The following is a 15,416-nucleotide window of genomic DNA, read 5'->3' on the forward strand; positions in this document are numbered from 1 at the left end:
GATACCTCGACCACCGTACGGGCGCCGCCTGGACGCCGTCCAACAGGGGGTCCCGCTGCGATTCATGCGCCGGAGTGGTGAATCGGGCACCTTGCCGACGGGACGCCGCGGTGGGAGGCTGCCGCCATGACGATCGAGGTGCGTCCCGCCACCGTCTTCGCCGATCTGGCGACGATGAACGGCCCGAAGCGGCCCGACGCGAGCGTGTGCTGGTGCCTGAGTTACCGGCTGCTCTCCTCCACCGAGAACAACGCCCTCCGGGGACCGGCGCGCGGAGAGCGGATGCGCGAGCTCGTCGCGCAGGACCCGCCGCCCGGCGTCCTCGCCTATGACGGCGACGAGGTCGTGGGCTGGGCCGCCGTGCACCGCCGGGCCGACACGAGCTATGCGAAGAACCGCAGGATCCCGCACGTCGACGACCTCGACGTCTGGAGCGTCTGGTGCATCCGCGTCCGCCCCGGCTTCCGCAAGCGCGGGATCTCGCACGCCCTGCTGGCCGGTGCCGTCGACTTCGCCCGCGCCCACGGCGCCCCGGCGATCGAAGGCTATCCGGTCGACAACGCCGGCGCGACGGTCGAGCAGACGATGGTGTACGTCGGCACCCGCGCCCTCTTCGAGAAGGCCGGCTTCTCGCACGCGGCCGACACCACCTCGGTGCTCAACGGCTTCCCGCGCGTGCTGATGCGGCTGCCGCTGGGGTGATCGCGCCCATGCTGATCGAGTAGCCCGCGCAGCGGGCGTATCGAGATCCACCACCGTCGGACGCCGGTCTGCAGACCCGCCCTTCTGACCGCAGTGGGTCTCGATACGCCCCTGCGGGGCTACTCGACCAGCATGGGGAGACCCCTCCGGAACTGCTCGACCACCCTGCGACCGCATGCACCCCCGGGGACGAGGAACGGCTCCTCACCCGTGAGGGGAGGAGCCGTTCGCCGTGGAGGCCGGGACGTGGTGTCGACGCCTAGAAGTCCCAGTCCTCGTCCTCGGTGTTCACGGCCTTGCCGATCACGTAGGAGGAGCCGGAGCCCGAGAAGAAGTCGTGGTTCTCGTCCGCGTTGGGCGAGAGGGCCGACAGGATCGCGGGGTTCACATCGGTGACCTGCTTGGGGAACATCGGCTCGTAGCCGAGGTTCATCAGGGCCTTGTTGGCGTTGTAGTGCAGGAACTTCTTGACGTCCTCGGTCAGGCCGAGCTGGTCGTAGAGGTCCTGGGTGTACTGCGCCTCGTTGTCGTAGAGCTCGTAGAGCAGCGAGAACGTGTAGTCCTTGATCTCGTCGCGCTTGGCCTGGTCGACCAGCTCGAGTCCCTTCTGGAACTTGTAGCCGATGTAGTAGCCGTGCACGGCCTCGTCGCGGATGATCAGGCGCACCAGGTCCGCGGTGTTGGTGAGCTTGGCGCGCGAGGACCAGTACATCGGCAGGTAGAAGCCCGAGTAGAAGAGGAAGGACTCCAGCAGCGTGGAGGCGACCTTCCGCTTCAGCGGGTCGTCGCCGCGGTAGTAGTCCATGACGATGGACGCCTTCTTCTGCAGGTTCGGGTTCTCGACCGACCAGCGGAACGCCTCGTCGATGTCCTGAGTGTTCGACAGGGTCGAGAACACCGAGGAGTACGACTTCGCATGGACCGACTCCATGAACGCGATGTTCGTGTAGACGGCCTCCTCGTGCGGGGTGAGCGCATCGGGGATCAGCGAGACGGCGCCGACCGTGCCCTGGATGGTGTCGAGCAGGGTCAGACCCGTGAAGACGCGCATCGTGAGCTGCTGCTCCTCGTGGCTCAGCGTGTTCCACGACTGGATGTCGTTGGACAGCGGCACCTTCTCGGGCAGCCAGAAGTTGCTCGTCAGACGGTTCCAGACCTCCACGTCCTTGTCGTCCTGGATGCGGTTCCAGTTGATGGCGTCGACGTGGCTGACCAGCTTGAGCTTCTCAGGGGGAGTCATGATCTCTTCTTCGTGCGGATAGGTCGTTCGAGACTGTCGGGGGGGTCGGCGGGCGACGCTACAGCATGCAGCTGACGCAGCCGTCGACCTCCGTGCCCTCCAGCGCGAGCTGGCGGAGACGGATGTAGTAGATCGTCTTGATGCCCTTGCGCCAGGCGTAGATCTGCGCGCGGTTGATGTCGCGGGTGGTCGCGGTGTCCTTGAAGAACAGGGTCAACGAGAGGCCCTGGTCGACGTGCTGCGTCGCCGCGGCGTAGGTGTCGATGATCTTCTCGTAGCCGATCTCGTACGCGTCCTGGTAGTACTCCAGGTTGTCGTTCGTCATGAACGGCGCCGGGTAGTAGACGCGGCCGAGCTTGCCCTCCTTGCGGATCTCGATCTTCGACGCGATCGGGTGGATCGAGGACGTCGAGTTGTTGATGTACGAGATCGAGCCGGTCGGCGGGACGGCCTGCAGGTTCTGGTTGTAGATGCCGTGCTCCATGACCGAGGCCTTGAGCGCGCGCCAGTCGTCCTGGGTGGGGACGTCGATGCCGGCCTCGGAGAAGAGGCGGGCGACGCGCTCGGTGGCGGGAGCCCACTCCTTCTCGGTGTAGGTGTCGAAGAACTCGCCCGAGGCGTACTTCGAGTCGGCGAAGCCGTCGAAGGTGGTGCCGCGCTCGATGGAGATTCGGTTCGAGGCGCGCAGGGCGTGGAAGAGCACCGAGTAGAAGTAGATGTTGGTGAAGTCGATGCCCTCCTCGGATCCGTAGTGGATCCGCTCGCGGGCGAGGTAGCCGTGCAGGTTCATCTGGCCGAGGCCGATGGCGTGCGAGCGGTCGTTGCCGTCCTCGATCGAGCGCACCGAGGTGATGTGCGACTGGTCGGACACCGAGGTGAGGCCGCGGATCGCGGTCTCGATGGTGCGGCCGAAGTCGGGCGAGTCCATCGTCAGCGCGATGTTCAGCGAGCCGAGGTTGCAGGAGATGTCCTTGCCGATGCTGTTGTAGGAGAGGTCCTCGTTGTAGGTCGTCGGGGTGTTGACCTGGAGGATCTCGGAGCACAGGTTGGACATGTTGATGCGGCCCTTGATCGGGTTCGCCTTGTTCACCGTGTCCTCGAACACGATGTAGGGGTAGCCCGACTCGAACTGGATCTCCGCGATGGTCTGGAAGAACTCGCGCGCCGAGATCTTGGTCTTCTTGATGCGCGGGTCGTCGACCATCTCGCGGTACTTCTCGGAGATCGAGATGTCGCCGAAGGGCAGGCCGTAGACGCGCTCGACGTCGTACGGCGAGAAGAGGTACATGTCCTCGTTGTTCTTCGCGAGCTCGAACGTGATGTCGGGCACGACGACGCCGAGGGAGAGGGTCTTGATGCGGATCTTCTCGTCCGCGTTCTCGCGCTTGGTGTCGAGGAACCGCATGATGTCGGGGTGGTGCGCCGAGAGGTACACCGCGCCGGCACCCTGGCGGGCGCCGAGCTGGTTCGCGTAGCTGAAGCTGTCCTCGAGGAGCTTCATCACGGGGATGATGCCCGAGGACTGGTTCTCGATCTGCTTGATCGGGGCGCCGGCCTCGCGGATGTTGGAGAGCGAGAGGGCGACGCCGCCGCCGCGCTTGGAGAGCTGCAGCGCGGAGTTGATGCCGCGGGCGATCGACTCCATGTTGTCCTCAATGCGCAGGAGGAAGCAGGAGACGAGCTCGCCGCGCTGCGCCTTGCCCGTGTTGAGGAAGGTCGGGGTCGCGGGCTGGAAGCGACCGGCGACGATCTCCTCGACGAGGGCGATCGCGAGCTTCTCGTCGCCCTGGGCGAGGCCGAGGGCGGACATGACGACGCGGTCCTCGAAGCGCTCGAGGTAGCGCTTCCCGTCGAAGGTCTTCAGCGTGTACGACGTGTAGTACTTGAAGGCGCCGAGGAAGGTCGCGAAGCGGAACTTCTTCGAGTACGCGAGGTCGTTCAGCTCCTGGATGAAGTCGAACGAGTACTGGTCGAGGACGGCCTTCTCGTAGTACTCCTTCTCGACCAGGTAGTCGAGGCGCTCCTTGAGGGAGTGGAAGAAGACGGTGTTCTGGTTGACGTGCTGCAGGAAGTACTCGCGCGCCGCCTCGCGGTCCTTGTCGAACTGGATCTCGCCGTTCGGGCCGTACAGGTTCAGCATCGCGTTGAGCGAGTGGTAGTCCATCTGTGCGGCGTCGCGGGGAGCGTCGATCACTGCTGCGTCCAAAACGTGTCCAATCCTTCGTCGACGGCGCGGACGTCGTCGGGTGTGCCGAATACTTCGAAACGGTAGAGGTGCGGCACCTCGCACTTGCGGGCGATGATGTCGCCGGCGAGGCAGTAGGCCTCGCCGAAGTTGGTGTTGCCGGCGCCGATGACGCCGCGGAGCAGGGAGCGATTGCGCGGGACGTTCAGGAAGCGGATGACCTGCTTGGGCACCGCTCCCCCGCCGTTGCCGCCGCCGTAGGTGGGGAGGACCAGCACGTACGGCTCGTCGACGTGCAGGGTGTCGACCGCGACGCCGTCCCGACGGGAGTGCAGGGGGATCTGCTGCGCGGGCCGCCCGAGCTTCTCCATGAAGCGGTGGGTGTTGCCCGAGCTGCTCGAGAAGTACACGAGTCCGCTCATCGCACGCCTCCCCCGAGTCCTTCCGTCGTCCGCCCTCTCGGGCGCTTGTGGACCCGCTCCCGCGGATCCTCCGCCGGCCCGGGGCAGAACCTGCCCACCCGGACCGGCGGAGCTTGTGGTCGGCGCCCTCTCGCAAGGGCTCCGTCAGCGCCTGCTCTGAGGCGCCTGGGCGGTGAGCTGCAAGGCGGAGGAGGAAGCCGTAGCGGCGCTACGGCGCCCGACGACAACGCCGCAGATCGCCGTCCAGGGGCCTCAGAGAGTGGCGATCTTGTCGGGGCGGAAGCCGGACCAGTGATCGTCGTCCGTGATGACGACCGGCGCCTGGAGGTAGCCGAGCGCCTTGACGGCGTCGAGGGCCTTCTCGTCGACGGAGAGGTCGAAGACCTCGTAGTCGATGCCCTTGCTGTCGAGGGCCCGGTAGGTCGCGGTGCACTGCACGCAGGAGGGCTTGGTGTAGACCGTCACAGCCATGGGTGTCGTCCTTTCGGAAGGAGGTGTCCCGGGGCCGGATCCCGGTGCCGCGCCGGGGGTCCGGGCGGGCGGGGAGGCGGTCGTGGGGAGTTCTGATGGGAAGTGGTGCGGGACGCGCGGAGACCGTGCGGCGGTGCCGGTGGGCCCCTCGGCCCGACCTGCTCAGCAATACTACATATAGTGGGCGGCCCGGCGGCAGCCCACTAGGAGTAGTAGTTACATCCGTGTAGTTATCCACCGCTCCTCCCCCGATCCATCCACAGGCCGGAGCCCGCGGACCCGCCGAAGGACGCGGATCCTCCGGAGTTATCCACCGCTGTGGACAGTCGCGATCCGTTCCCTGGGTACAACGCTCCACGGCGTGTCGGCCTTCCCGACATCTGGGTGCCGGAGCGCACGTCGACCACCACATCTAGGGGTCGTCGAGCTGTCGGGGCCATGGGTCGACGCTAGGTCCGACCACCGACATCGACCGGCGGCCGAGGGCCCTGGATCGGGCCCCGGCGCGGGCCTCGGATCCGCCCCGACGCGGCCTCAGGAGGCGCGGCGCGCCAGCTCGCCGGCGACCGTCCGCAGGTGCGGCAGCGGGTCGGCGATCGCGGCGGCCGCGGAGCCCGCCGCCTCGGTGAGCGAGGCCGCCGCGGCGAACGCGGTGGTCGGCGCCTGGATCGCGCCGGCGACCAGCACGGTGCGGGCCCCGGCCGCCTCCGCGAGCCCGAGCAGATAGGAGGGGACTTTCCCCGCCATGGACTGCGAGTCGAAGCGCCCCTCCCCGGTCACGACGACATCGGCCCCCGCGACGAGCGCCGGGAGCCCGAGCGCCTCGCCGACCGCGGCCGAGCCGGGCGCGAGCCGCGCGCCCCAGGCGAGCAGGCCGAAGCCGGTGCCCCCGGCCGCTCCCGTGCCCGCCTGCTCCGCGTCGGCGTCGAGGTGCGCGGCGAGGTGGCGCAGGCCGTCGTCGAGGCGCAGCACGTCGTCGAGGCTCGCGCCCTTCTGCGGGCCGAAGACGTGGGCGGCACCGGAGTCGCCGAGCAGCGGATTGGTGACGTCGCTGAGGATGCGCGCGCCGCCCGCCGGGACGGGCCGCAGCGCGTGCCGGTCGACGACCGCGAGCTCGTGCAGCGCGCCGCCACCGTCGCCGAGGTCGTGCCCGGACACGGTGAGGAAGCGGGCGCCGAGCTCGCGCAGCGCCCCGACGCCGCCGTCGGTCGACGAGCTGCCGCCGATCGCGAGCAGCAGCGCGTGCGCGCCGGCGTCGAGCGCGGCGGCGATCGCCCGGCCGAAGCCGCGGGTGTGCGCGGTGAGGGGTCGGAGCGGATCGAGCAGCGTGATGCCGCTCGCGGAGGCGAGCTCGACGACCGCGGTGCCGTCGGGCAGCAGCAGCCAGGCGGTCTCGACCGGGCGGTCGTCGGGCCCGGTGACGGTGAGCGCGTGCCGGCGCGCCTCCGGCACCGCGACCGCGAACGCGTCGACCGTGCCCTCGCCGCCGTCCGCCATCGGAGCGAGCACCACGTCGTCGTCCGGCCGCACGCCGCGCCAGCCCTCGGCGAGCGCCTCCGCGACCTCGACGGCGGTCGCCGACCCCTTGAAGGAGTCGGGCGCGATGATCACTCTCAGGGCTCCGCTGCTCATGCCCCCAGTCTGGCAGCGCCCCGCCGGCGCGCCCTCCTGTGGAGAACTCGAGCGGGGGAGCTCCGCGACCGGGCACTCTTCTGCGATGCGCCGACCCGCCCGTCTCCCCCGCGACCTCGAGGGGCGGGCGTTCTCGACCGCTCGCGCCGAGTCGGAGGGGGTGTCGGCGGCCCGGCTGCGGGCCGCGGACCTCGAGGCCCCCTTCTCGGGAGTCCGCGTCCCGCGAGGGTCCGCGACGACGGTCGCGGCACGGGCGCGGGCGCTGTCGACCGTGCTCGGAGACCGGGTCGTCTTCAGCCACCTCACCGCGGCTCGGCTGTGGCCGCTCGAGCTGCCGCGCGAGACGGCGGACGAGCCGCTGCACGTGGCCGTCCGTCATCCCGGGCGTGCGCCGCGCAGACGCGGCGTGGTCGGCCACGCGATCGCGGATCCGGAGGTCCGCGCCGTCGTCCGCGACGGGCTCCGCCTGACCGACGGCGCGAGCCTGTTCTGCCACCTCTCGCCGATCCTCCGTCTCGAGGATCTGGTGGCCGTCGGCGATGCGCTCCTTCGTGAGCCGTTCCGCTAGGTCGTGGGAGATCGGCGGCCGTGGGTCGCCCGCGACGCCCTCGAGGCTCGCGTCGCCGCCTACTGCGGACCGGGAGCTCCCGCGGCTCGGCGAGCGCTCGCCCTCGCCCGCTCGGGCGCGGAGTCGAGGAGGGAGACGGAGTTCCGGCTCGCGCTGCTCGATGCGGGACTGCCGGAGCCGGAGCTCCAAGTCCCGGTGCACGACGCCGCCGGCTTCATCGGCCGGCTGGACACGCTCTACCCCCGCTGGAAGGTCGGCGGCGAGTACGAGGGCGATCAGCACCGCACAGACCGGGTGCAGTGGGACCGCGATCTGCTCCGCTACGAGCGCCTCGCCGCCGCCGGCTTCTCGATCGTCCGCGTCGCCGCCGCCTCCTTCACCCGCGACCCCGCCGGCTGCGCCGCCCGCGTCCGCGCCCGCCTCCTCGACGCCGGCTGGCGCCCCGGCGCCTGACCCGTTCGCCACTTCCTGCTGCTCCGCCCCCCGCATTCCAGCAGAAAGTGACGAACGGCCCCCGTGCGGAGGCCCGCGGGGGCTAAAGCGGGGTGGCCAGGCGGAAGCCGCGCTTGATCACCGTCGCGACGACCCGCGGCTCCGGGAGGGACTGGCGGAGGCGGCTGATGGCGACGTCGACGGCGTGGTCGTCGAGGGGCTCGGGGGCGGCGGCGGCGAGGACGGAGCGGGCGACCGTGGCGCCCTCGGCGGCGACGAGGGTGCGGAAGAGGGCGAGGGCGACGGGGGTCAGGGCGACCCGGGTCCCGGCGAGGAGGGCGTGCCGGCCGCGCAGCTCGAGGGGGCCGTAGGCGGTGTCGATGCGGGGGGCGGACTGCTCGAGGTGCTCGCAGGTGAGGCGGATGAGGGCGCCCATCCGGAAGCGGTCGGGGACGATCGGCAGGATCTGCGCCTCGACGAGGGGCGCGGCGGTGACCGGGCCGACGGCGGCCGCGACGACGGTCTCGCGGAAGGCGGCCTGCAGCTCGTCGAGCCGGCCCGCCTCCTCCGCGACGGTGAAGAGCGCCTCGACGGCGGGGGCGCTGGTGAAGGTGACCGCGTCGAGGCCGCCGCAGCAGACCGCGTCGATCAGGCGGAGGACCCGCGCCGAGTCCTCGTGGGCGCTCCAGCGGTAGGGGGCGGCGGTGAGCACCGTGGCGCCGGCGTCGGTGAGGCGCTGCAGCTGCGCCGGGTCGGTGAAGCCGTGCAGCTGGACGGCGACGGAGCGGCCGGCGGCGCCTTCGCGCAGGGCGAGGTCGACGAGGGAGGTGGTGGTCTCGCGCTCGCTCATGCCGTGGTCGTCGAGGCCGGCGGCGCGGATCGCCCCGCGCGCCTTCGGGCCGCGGACGAGGATGCGGGCGTCGGAGAGCGCGTCGGTCAGCTCGTCGCCGAGGCCCGCGGCGTCGGCCGCCTCGAGCCAGCGGCGCATGCCGTAGGAGGTGGTGGCGAGGAGCACGTCGGGGCGCGCGGCGACGATCGCGCGGGTCTCCTCCTCGAGGACCCCCTCGGTGTCGATGCCGCGCATCCGGATCGTGGGGGCATGGGTGACGTCGGCGCCGCGGCGCTCGAAGGCGGCGATGAGGTCCTCGGAGCGGCGGTCGGAGGTGACGCCGATCCGGAACCCGACGAGCTGGTCGGGCCGGAAGCCCGGCGACGCGGCCTCGGCGTCGCCGCCGATCGCGTCGCTCGCCTCGGTGCCGGTCATCAGCGGCCCCCTCGGGCGGTCACAGGGTGAGGGCATCGACCGCGCGGGCGATGCTCTCGGGATCCCGAGCATCATCGCACGCCGCCTGCCGCACCACCTCGCCGATGACGATCACCGCGGGCGAGCGCGGAGCGAGGTCGGCGAGCAGGCCGAGCACCCCGCCCACGGAGGAGATCGTGGTGCGCTGGGCGTGCGACCAGCCCCGCTCGACGATCGCCAGCGGTATGTCGGGCGTCATCCCGGCGCGCTGCAGCCCGGCGACGAGGTGCGGGAGCGTGTTCACGCCCATCAGGACGACCAGCGTCCCGCCGAGCCCGGCCAGGTGCCCGAGCTCCTCCTCGCTGAAGGGCGCGTGGCCCGAGACCACGGTGAACGCGCGGCTCACCTCGCGGTGGGTGACGGGGATGCCCGCGGCGGCCGGGACCGAGATCGCGCTCGTGACCCCGGGGACGACCGTGAACGGCACGCCGGCGACGCGGCAGGCGCGCACCTCCTCCGACCCGCGGCCGAAGACGAACGGGTCGCCGCCTTTCAGCCGCACGACGTCGAGCCCGTCGAGGGCGCGGGCGACCATCAGGCGCTCGATCTCGTGCTGCGGCACGGCGTGGTGGCCGGGCGTCTTGCCCACGTCGATCAGCTCGGCGCCGGGCGCCCACTCGGCGAGGCCGTCGTGCGGGCCGAGGCGGTCGAAGAGCACGACGTCCGCCTCGCGGAGGGCGCGCTGCGCGGCGAGCGTCATCAGCTCGGGGTCGCCCGGTCCGCCGCCGACGATGCTCACGTGACCGACGGGGCGGCACGCGGCGGGCGCCTCGTCGACGACCCAGACGCCGTGGCGCGCCGCCTCGGCGGCCGCGGCCGCGCGGAGGGAGGCGTCGCCCTCGACCCAGGCGAGCAGGGCGGGGCGGGCGGCGGGCAGCAGCGACGCGGAGGCGAGTCGCACGCACAGCGCGTCGTCCGCGTCCCAGCGCTCGACCAGGGCGCCGGCCGCACGGTAGCGGGCCAGCACCCGGCGGGTGCCGGCCACGCCGCCGACGACGAGGACGCGGCGGCCGGTGAGATCGACGGAGAGCTGCATCACGCCTCCGATCCGAGAGCAGAGGGAGCGGAGGGAGCGGAAGGAGCGATCGGCGCGAGCGTCGCCGGGGCCGGCACCGACGCCGACGGCCCCACCACCGAGACCGCGCCCGGCCCGATCGGGATCGACGTCCCGGCCACCAGCACCGGCCCGTCCGAGCGCTCGTCGCGGCCCGCCGGCCTGCTCTGGCCGCGCTCGCGCACGGTGCTCACCCGCGGATCCGCGGTGTCCGGCGCGTTGACGAACGACCGGAAGCGGCGCAGCCGGTCCGGATCCGCGAGGGTCGCCGCCCACTCGTCCACGTAGGTGTCGACGTGGGTCGCCATCGCCGCCTCGAGCTCGGCCGCGATCCCGAGCGAGTCCTCGCAGACGACCTCCTTCACGTGGTCGAGGCCGCCGGGCAGGTCCTCCTGCCAGCGCGCGGTCCGCTGCAGCCGCTCGGCGGTGCGGACGTAGTACATGACGTAGCGGTCGATGTAGCGCACGAGCGTCTCGTCGTCGAGATCCTGTGCGAGCAGCTGGGCGTGGGCGGGCTGGTAGCCGCCGTTGCCGCCGACGTAGAGGTTCCAGCCGGTGTCGGTCGCGATCACGCCGATGTCCTTCCCGCGCGCCTCGGCGCACTCGCGGGCGCAGCCGCTGACTCCGAGCTTGAACTTGTGCGGCGAGCGCAGACCGCGGTACCGCTCCTCCAGGAAGATCGCCATGCCGACCGCGTCCTGCACGCCGTAGCGGCACCAGGTCGATCCGACGCACGACTTCACCGTGCGCAGCGACTTGCCGTAGGCCTGGCCCGACTCCATCCCGGCGTCGACGAGGATCCGCCAGATCTCGGGCAGCTGCTCGAGGCGGGCGCCGAACATGTCGATCCGCTGGCCGCCGGTGATCTTCGTGTAGAGGCCGTACTGCTCGGCGACCTCGGCGATCACCTTGAGCTTGGCCGGCGTGATCTCGCCGCCCGGCACCCGCGGGACGACCGAGTAGGTGCCGTCCTTCTGCATGTTCGCGAGCGCTCGGTCGTTGGTGTCCTGGAGCGGCGCCTGGCCGGCGTCGAGGATGTAGCCGTTGGTCTGGGTCGCGAGCACGGAGGCGATGACCGGCTTGCAGACGTCGCAGCCGAGCCCCGAGCCGAAGCGCTCCATCACCTGCTCGGCCGAGGACAGGCCGAGGATGCGGACCGACTCGAACAGCTCGCTCCGGCTCAGCGAGACGTGCTCGCAGAGCGCGCGGGAGACCTCGACGCCGGCACGGGTGAGCTCGGTGTCGAGCAGCTTCTTCACCAGCGGCACGCACGAGCCGCACTGAGTGCCGGCGCGGGTGCAGGCCTTCAGCGGGCCGAGCTCGGTGCAGCCCTCGCCGATGGCGTGGCGGACGTCACCGACCGAGACGTTGTTGCAGGAGCAGAGCTGGGCGTCGTCGGGCAGGTCGCCCGAGGGCGCCTCGCCCCCGGCCGCCGCGAGGTAGGCGCTGGGCTCGGCGGGCAGCTCGCGGCCGAGCAGCGGGCGGAGCGAGGAGTAGGGCCCCGCGTCGCCGACGAACATGCCGCCGAGCAGGGTGCGCGCGTCGTCCGAGACGACGATCTTCTGGTAGAGCCCGCGGGCGGGGTCGGCGTAGACCACCTCGAGCGCCCCCTCGCCCGTGCCGAGCGCGTCGCCGAAGCTGGCGACCTCGACCCCGGAGAGCTTGAGCTTGGTGGCGTCGTCGACGCCGGGGAAGGTCGCGTCGCCGCCGAGCAGGCGGTCGGCGACCACCTCGGCCATCGCGTTGGCCGGGGCGACCAGGCCGACCGTGCGGCCGTCGATCGCGGCGACCTCGCCGATGGCCCAGACGTGCGGGCGGCTGGTGCGGCAGGCCTCGTCGACGACGACGCCGCCGCGGGGCGCGACCTCGATGCCGACGGCCCGGGCGAGCTCGTCGCGCGCCGTGATCCCGATCGAGAAGACGACCATGTCGGCGCCGATGCTGGTGCCGTCGGTCATCGTCACGCCGAGCACCGTGCCCTGCGGCGAGGTGAGGACGGCGGTGGGGCGGGTGCCGAGGTGCAGGGTGACGCCCTGCGCCGCGATGATGCGGCCGAGCGCCTGGCCCGCGCCCTCGTCCAGCTGGGCGCTCATCAGCCAGCGGCCGGAGTGGATCAGCGCGGTGCGGGCGCCGAGCCGGTGCGCGCCGCCCGCGGCCTCGAGGCCGAGCAGTCCGCCGCCGACGACGACGACGCTCGCGGGGCGGCCTCGGCGGGCGCGGAAGGCGGCGAGGTCGGCGACGAGCCCGTCGACGTCCTCGAGGGTGCGGTAGACGCGGCCGTGCTCGGCGCCCTCGATCGGCGGCACGGTGGCGGAGGAGCCGGTGGCCAGCACGATCTCGTCGCCCTCGAACCAGCGGCCGTCGGCGAGCTGCACGCGGCAGTGCTCCGGGTCGAGCGCCACGACGCGGGAGGAGGTGACGAGCGTCGCCGACTCCCAGAGCGCGCCGTCGCCGAGGGTGAGGTCGACCGCGCCCTCGAGGCGCTTCGAGAGGGCGACGCGGTCGTAGGGGTGGTGCACCTCCTCGCCGAAGACGGTGATCTCGAGGGCGGTGGAGCCGGCCCGCGCGACGAGCGCATCGACCAGGCGGTGGGCGGCGGGGCCGGCGCCGACGACGAGCACGCGTCGGGGGCCGGTGGGGGTCGCTCCTCGGGATGTCATGCGCTCCACCGTAGGCACGCGCGGTTTCGCCCCCGTTGCCCCTGCGTAACGTCGTGTGACCGACGTCTCACGACGAGTGAGCGGGGTCGTGAGAGCTTCGTTACGCCCGTGACTCCCCCGGCGACTCTGCGCGAAACGTGCGCTCTCTAGCGTGGCCTCACCGCCTCCGACCGGCTGCGGGCAGCACTCCTCCTCGGAAGGCGGGACGATGACCCTCCTCGATCAGCACGTCCCCCTCCGCCCCGCGCCGGCCGCGACCTGGGTCCCCGTCTGCAACCGGCTCGAGCTCGAGCCGCTCTGGGGCGAGGCCGCGCTCGTCGGCGGGGTGCAGCTCGCGCTGTTCCTCCTCCCCGACGGCCGCGTCTTCGCCGTCTCGAACCTCGACCCCGCGACCGGCGCGGCCGTGCTCTCCCGCGGCATCGTCGGCTCGCGCTCGGTCGACGGGGTGCAGCGGGCGACGATCGCCTCGCCCCTGCACAAGGACGTCTTCGACCTCGAGACGGGCGTCTGCTACACCTCGCCGCGGCTGCACCTCGCCACCTGGAGCGTGCGGGAGACGGCCGGTGTCATCGAGGTCGCGCAGCGGACCGCCCTGGTCTGCGCCTCGCACGGCACCTCCGACGACGACGGCCGCACGGCGGTGGCCGCGCTGGTGCAGGCGGTCCGCGACGCGAACCCCGCCGCCGACGTGCTCGACTCCTTCGTCGACGTCCAGCAGCCCGACGTGCCGGCGACCCTCGGCACCCTCGAGCCCGACCGGCCGGCCGTCGTCGTGCCGCTGCTGCTCTCGGCCGGCTACCACGTGCACGTCGACCTCGCCGAGGCCGCGGCGGAGGCGGACCGCCCCGTCCGCGTGACCGGTGCGCTGGGCCCGGATCCGCGGCTCGCCCGCGTGCTCGCCCGCCGCCTGCGCGAGGCGGGCCTGGCCGACGGCGACCGCGTCGTCCTGGCCGCGGCCGGCTCGAGCGACGCCGGAGCGGTCGCCGACTGCTGGGCCACCGGCCGTCTCCTGGCCGCCGAGCTCGGCCGCGACGTCGCCGTCTCCTTCATCTCGGCCGCCGAGCCGCGCGTGCCGGAGGCGGTGGCCGCCGAGCGCGCGGCCCACCCCGGCGCCCGCGTGCTGGTCTCCACCTACCTCCTCGCCCCCGGCTACTTCGCCTCGCTCGCCGCCTCGGCGGGCGCCGATCTCGCCACCGCCCCGCTCCTCACCGCCGTCGACCCGCCCGCGCGCGAGCTGGTCGACATCGTCTCCGAGCTCTTCGGCCGCAGCGCCTAGGCGCCCGGCCGCTCGACGCACTCCCCCCTGCACTCTCCTCGGCGCGCCCGCGCCCACTCCCCCGGAGGATCCGATGACTGCTGCACCGCCCACCACCGCCACCGCGACCGGCCCCGCGCCGACCGCGCCGTCGGGTCTCACGCGCCGCCCCGGCCGCTGGATCGACGGCTGGAACCCCGAGGACCCGGCGCAGTGGCAGGCGGAGGGCCGCCAGGTCGCCGCCCGCAACCTGCGCTGGTCGATCTTCGCCGAGTTCCTCGGCTTCGTCGTCTGGCAGCTCTGGTCGGTCGTGGTCGTCCAGCTGCCCGCGGCCGGCTTCGACTTCAGCACCGGCGAGATCTTCTGGCTGATCTCGATGCCCAGCCTCGTCGGCGCGACGCTGCGGATCCCGTACACCTTCATGGTCCCCCGCTTCGGCGGACGCAACTGGACGATCGTCTCGGCCGGCCTCCTGCTCATCCCGAGCATCGGACTCGCGATCGCGGTGGGGAACCCGGACACGCCCTTCGGCGTGATGCTCCTCGTCGCCGCGCTGGCCGGCTTCGGCGGCGGCAACTTCGCCAGCTCGATGGCCAACATCACCTTCTTCTACCCGCACGCGCAGAAGGGCTACGCGCTCGGCCTGAACGCCGCGGGCGGCAACCTCGGCGCCTCGGTCGCGCAGCTGATCGTGCCGATCGCGATCACGATCGGCGCCGCCGCCACGGTGAACCTGCCGCTCGCGGGCCTCATCTGGGTGCCGCTGATCGTCGTCGCGATGATCGGCGCGTGGAAGCGGATGGACAACCTCTCGACCGCGAAGGCCGACGTCGCCGCCTCCCTCGCCGCGCTCCGCGAGCCGCACCTCTGGCTGCTCGCCGTGCTCTACATCGGCACCTTCGGCTCGTTCATCGGCTTCGCGGGCGTCTTCCCCAAGCTGATCGCCGACACCTTCCCCGAGTACTCGTCCTTCGCGATCGGCTCGGCCACGCTCACCCTCGCCTTCCTCGGCGCGCTCGTCGGCTCGCTCTCGCGGCCCTACGGCGGCAGGCTCGCCGACCGCTTCGGCGGCGCACCCGTCACCATCGCCGCCTTCGTCGCGATGGGCGCCGGCATCCTCTTCGTCATCGCGACCCTGCCGCTCGGCAGCTTCTGGCTGTTCCTCCTCGGCTTCCTCGTGCTGTTCGCCTCGGCGGGGGTCGGCAACGGCGCGACCTACCGGATGATCCCGACGGTGTTCGCCCTGCGCGCCCGCCAGAAGGGCGACGACGGGGTCGGCGCGCAGCGCACCGCGGCCGCGGCCCTCGGCCTGATCTCGGCGATCGGCGCCTACGGCGGCTTCGTCATCCCGCAGCTGCTCGGCTACTCGAAGACGACCTTCGGCGACTACACGACGGCGCTCGGCTGGTTCGTCGCCGCCTACGCGGTGATGCTCGCGATCACGGCCGGCGTCTACCTCCGCCTGGCCGCGAAGACGGGGACCCGGATCTGA

Annotated in this window: 13 protein-coding genes; 5 read left to right on the forward strand and 8 right to left on the reverse strand. The window is 72.2% G+C overall.

Annotated features, from left to right (window positions below; translation table 11 throughout):
* Positions 1-126: 126 nt before the first annotated feature.
* Positions 127-702, forward strand: coding sequence for a GNAT family N-acetyltransferase (locus HQQ82_RS07200; protein ID WP_173232395.1), 576 nt, complete (start codon positions 127-129; stop codon positions 700-702).
* Positions 703-961: 259 nt separating this feature from the next.
* Here HQQ82_RS07200 and nrdF read toward each other — a convergent pair whose 3' ends face one another.
* From nrdF to HQQ82_RS07225, 5 genes are all read right to left on the reverse strand, one after another.
* Complete coding sequence (nrdF, locus tag HQQ82_RS07205; RefSeq protein ID WP_173232396.1) at positions 962-1,942, reverse strand: class 1b ribonucleoside-diphosphate reductase subunit beta; 981 nt, start codon at positions 1,940-1,942, stop codon at positions 962-964.
* Positions 1,943-2,000: 58 nt separating this feature from the next.
* Positions 2,001-4,106, reverse strand: a complete 2,106-nt coding sequence (gene nrdE, locus HQQ82_RS07210) for a class 1b ribonucleoside-diphosphate reductase subunit alpha (protein ID WP_173232944.1) — start codon at positions 4,104-4,106, stop codon at positions 2,001-2,003.
* 26 nt (positions 4,107-4,132) lie between these two features.
* Positions 4,133-4,549 carry a class Ib ribonucleoside-diphosphate reductase assembly flavoprotein NrdI gene (gene nrdI, locus HQQ82_RS07215; RefSeq protein WP_173232397.1) on the reverse strand — a complete coding sequence of 139 codons (417 nt, stop codon included), beginning with the start codon at positions 4,547-4,549 and terminating at the stop codon, positions 4,133-4,135.
* A 252-nt stretch (positions 4,550-4,801) separates the two neighbouring features.
* Positions 4,802-5,020 carry a glutaredoxin-like protein NrdH gene (gene nrdH, locus HQQ82_RS07220; protein WP_173232398.1) on the reverse strand — a complete coding sequence of 73 codons (219 nt, stop codon included), beginning with the start codon at positions 5,018-5,020 and terminating at the stop codon, positions 4,802-4,804.
* A gap of 534 nt (positions 5,021-5,554) precedes the next feature.
* Positions 5,555-6,652 carry a glycerate kinase gene (locus tag HQQ82_RS07225; RefSeq protein WP_173232399.1) on the reverse strand — a complete coding sequence of 366 codons (1,098 nt, stop codon included), beginning with the start codon at positions 6,650-6,652 and terminating at the stop codon, positions 5,555-5,557.
* 85 nt (positions 6,653-6,737) lie between these two features.
* Here HQQ82_RS07225 and HQQ82_RS19510 point away from each other — a divergent pair, with 85 nt between their 5' ends.
* Positions 6,738-7,220 (forward strand): hypothetical protein, encoded by a 483-nt coding sequence (locus HQQ82_RS19510; protein ID WP_216848411.1) that lies wholly within the window; start codon positions 6,738-6,740, stop codon positions 7,218-7,220.
* Between the two features lie 3 nt (positions 7,221-7,223).
* Positions 7,224-7,673, forward strand: coding sequence for a hypothetical protein (locus HQQ82_RS19515; RefSeq protein WP_216848412.1), 450 nt, complete (start codon positions 7,224-7,226; stop codon positions 7,671-7,673).
* 82 nt (positions 7,674-7,755) lie between these two features.
* Here HQQ82_RS19515 and HQQ82_RS07235 read toward each other — a convergent pair whose 3' ends face one another.
* The 3 genes from HQQ82_RS07235 to nirB are packed head-to-tail and all read right to left on the reverse strand — an operon-like array spanning position 7,756 to position 12,669.
* Positions 7,756-8,916 (reverse strand): uroporphyrinogen-III synthase, encoded by a 1,161-nt coding sequence (locus tag HQQ82_RS07235; protein ID WP_173232400.1) that lies wholly within the window; start codon positions 8,914-8,916, stop codon positions 7,756-7,758.
* Positions 8,917-8,935: 19 nt separating this feature from the next.
* Entirely contained in the window at positions 8,936-9,991 is a 1,056-nt protein-coding gene (cobA, locus tag HQQ82_RS07240) for a uroporphyrinogen-III C-methyltransferase (protein ID WP_173232945.1), read from the reverse strand.
* Positions 9,991-12,669 carry a nitrite reductase large subunit NirB gene (nirB, locus tag HQQ82_RS07245; RefSeq protein ID WP_173232401.1) on the reverse strand — a complete coding sequence of 893 codons (2,679 nt, stop codon included), beginning with the start codon at positions 12,667-12,669 and terminating at the stop codon, positions 9,991-9,993. Before nirB ends, cobA begins: the two co-directional genes overlap by 1 nt.
* A gap of 208 nt (positions 12,670-12,877) precedes the next feature.
* Here nirB and nirD point away from each other — a divergent pair, with 208 nt between their 5' ends.
* Positions 12,878-13,945, forward strand: coding sequence for a nitrite reductase small subunit NirD (nirD, locus tag HQQ82_RS07250; protein ID WP_173232402.1), 1,068 nt, complete (start codon positions 12,878-12,880; stop codon positions 13,943-13,945).
* Between the two features lie 73 nt (positions 13,946-14,018).
* Entirely contained in the window at positions 14,019-15,416 is a 1,398-nt protein-coding gene (locus tag HQQ82_RS07255; protein WP_173232403.1) for an MFS transporter, read from the forward strand.

Origin of the sequence: Rathayibacter sp. VKM Ac-2856 (genome assembly GCF_013205055.1) — a bacterium.
GTDB lineage: Bacteria > Actinomycetota > Actinomycetes > Actinomycetales > Microbacteriaceae > Rathayibacter.

Excerpts from the sequence above, each read along its gene's own strand:
- HQQ82_RS07255 (WP_173232403.1), top strand. The coding sequence starts at position 14,019 with ATGACTGCTGCACCGCCCACCACCGCCACCGCGACCGGCCCCGCGCCG.
- HQQ82_RS07200 (WP_173232395.1), top strand. The coding sequence starts at position 127 with ATGACGATCGAGGTGCGTCCCGCCACCGTCTTCGCCGATCTGGCGACG.
- nrdF (WP_173232396.1), bottom strand. The coding sequence starts at position 1,942 with ATGACTCCCCCTGAGAAGCTCAAGCTGGTCAGCCACGTCGACGCCATC.
- HQQ82_RS07225 (WP_173232399.1), bottom strand. The coding sequence starts at position 6,652 with ATGAGCAGCGGAGCCCTGAGAGTGATCATCGCGCCCGACTCCTTCAAG.
- nirB (WP_173232401.1), bottom strand. The coding sequence starts at position 12,669 with ATGACATCCCGAGGAGCGACCCCCACCGGCCCCCGACGCGTGCTCGTC.
- HQQ82_RS07235 (WP_173232400.1), bottom strand. The coding sequence starts at position 8,916 with ATGACCGGCACCGAGGCGAGCGACGCGATCGGCGGCGACGCCGAGGCC.
- nrdE (WP_173232944.1), bottom strand. The coding sequence starts at position 4,106 with ATGGACTACCACTCGCTCAACGCGATGCTGAACCTGTACGGCCCGAAC.
- cobA (WP_173232945.1), bottom strand. The coding sequence starts at position 9,991 with ATGCAGCTCTCCGTCGATCTCACCGGCCGCCGCGTCCTCGTCGTCGGC.
- nirD (WP_173232402.1), top strand. The coding sequence starts at position 12,878 with ATGACCCTCCTCGATCAGCACGTCCCCCTCCGCCCCGCGCCGGCCGCG.
- nrdI (WP_173232397.1), bottom strand. The coding sequence starts at position 4,549 with ATGAGCGGACTCGTGTACTTCTCGAGCAGCTCGGGCAACACCCACCGC.
- nrdH (WP_173232398.1), bottom strand. The coding sequence starts at position 5,020 with ATGGCTGTGACGGTCTACACCAAGCCCTCCTGCGTGCAGTGCACCGCG.
- HQQ82_RS19510 (WP_216848411.1), top strand. The coding sequence starts at position 6,738 with ATGCGCCGACCCGCCCGTCTCCCCCGCGACCTCGAGGGGCGGGCGTTC.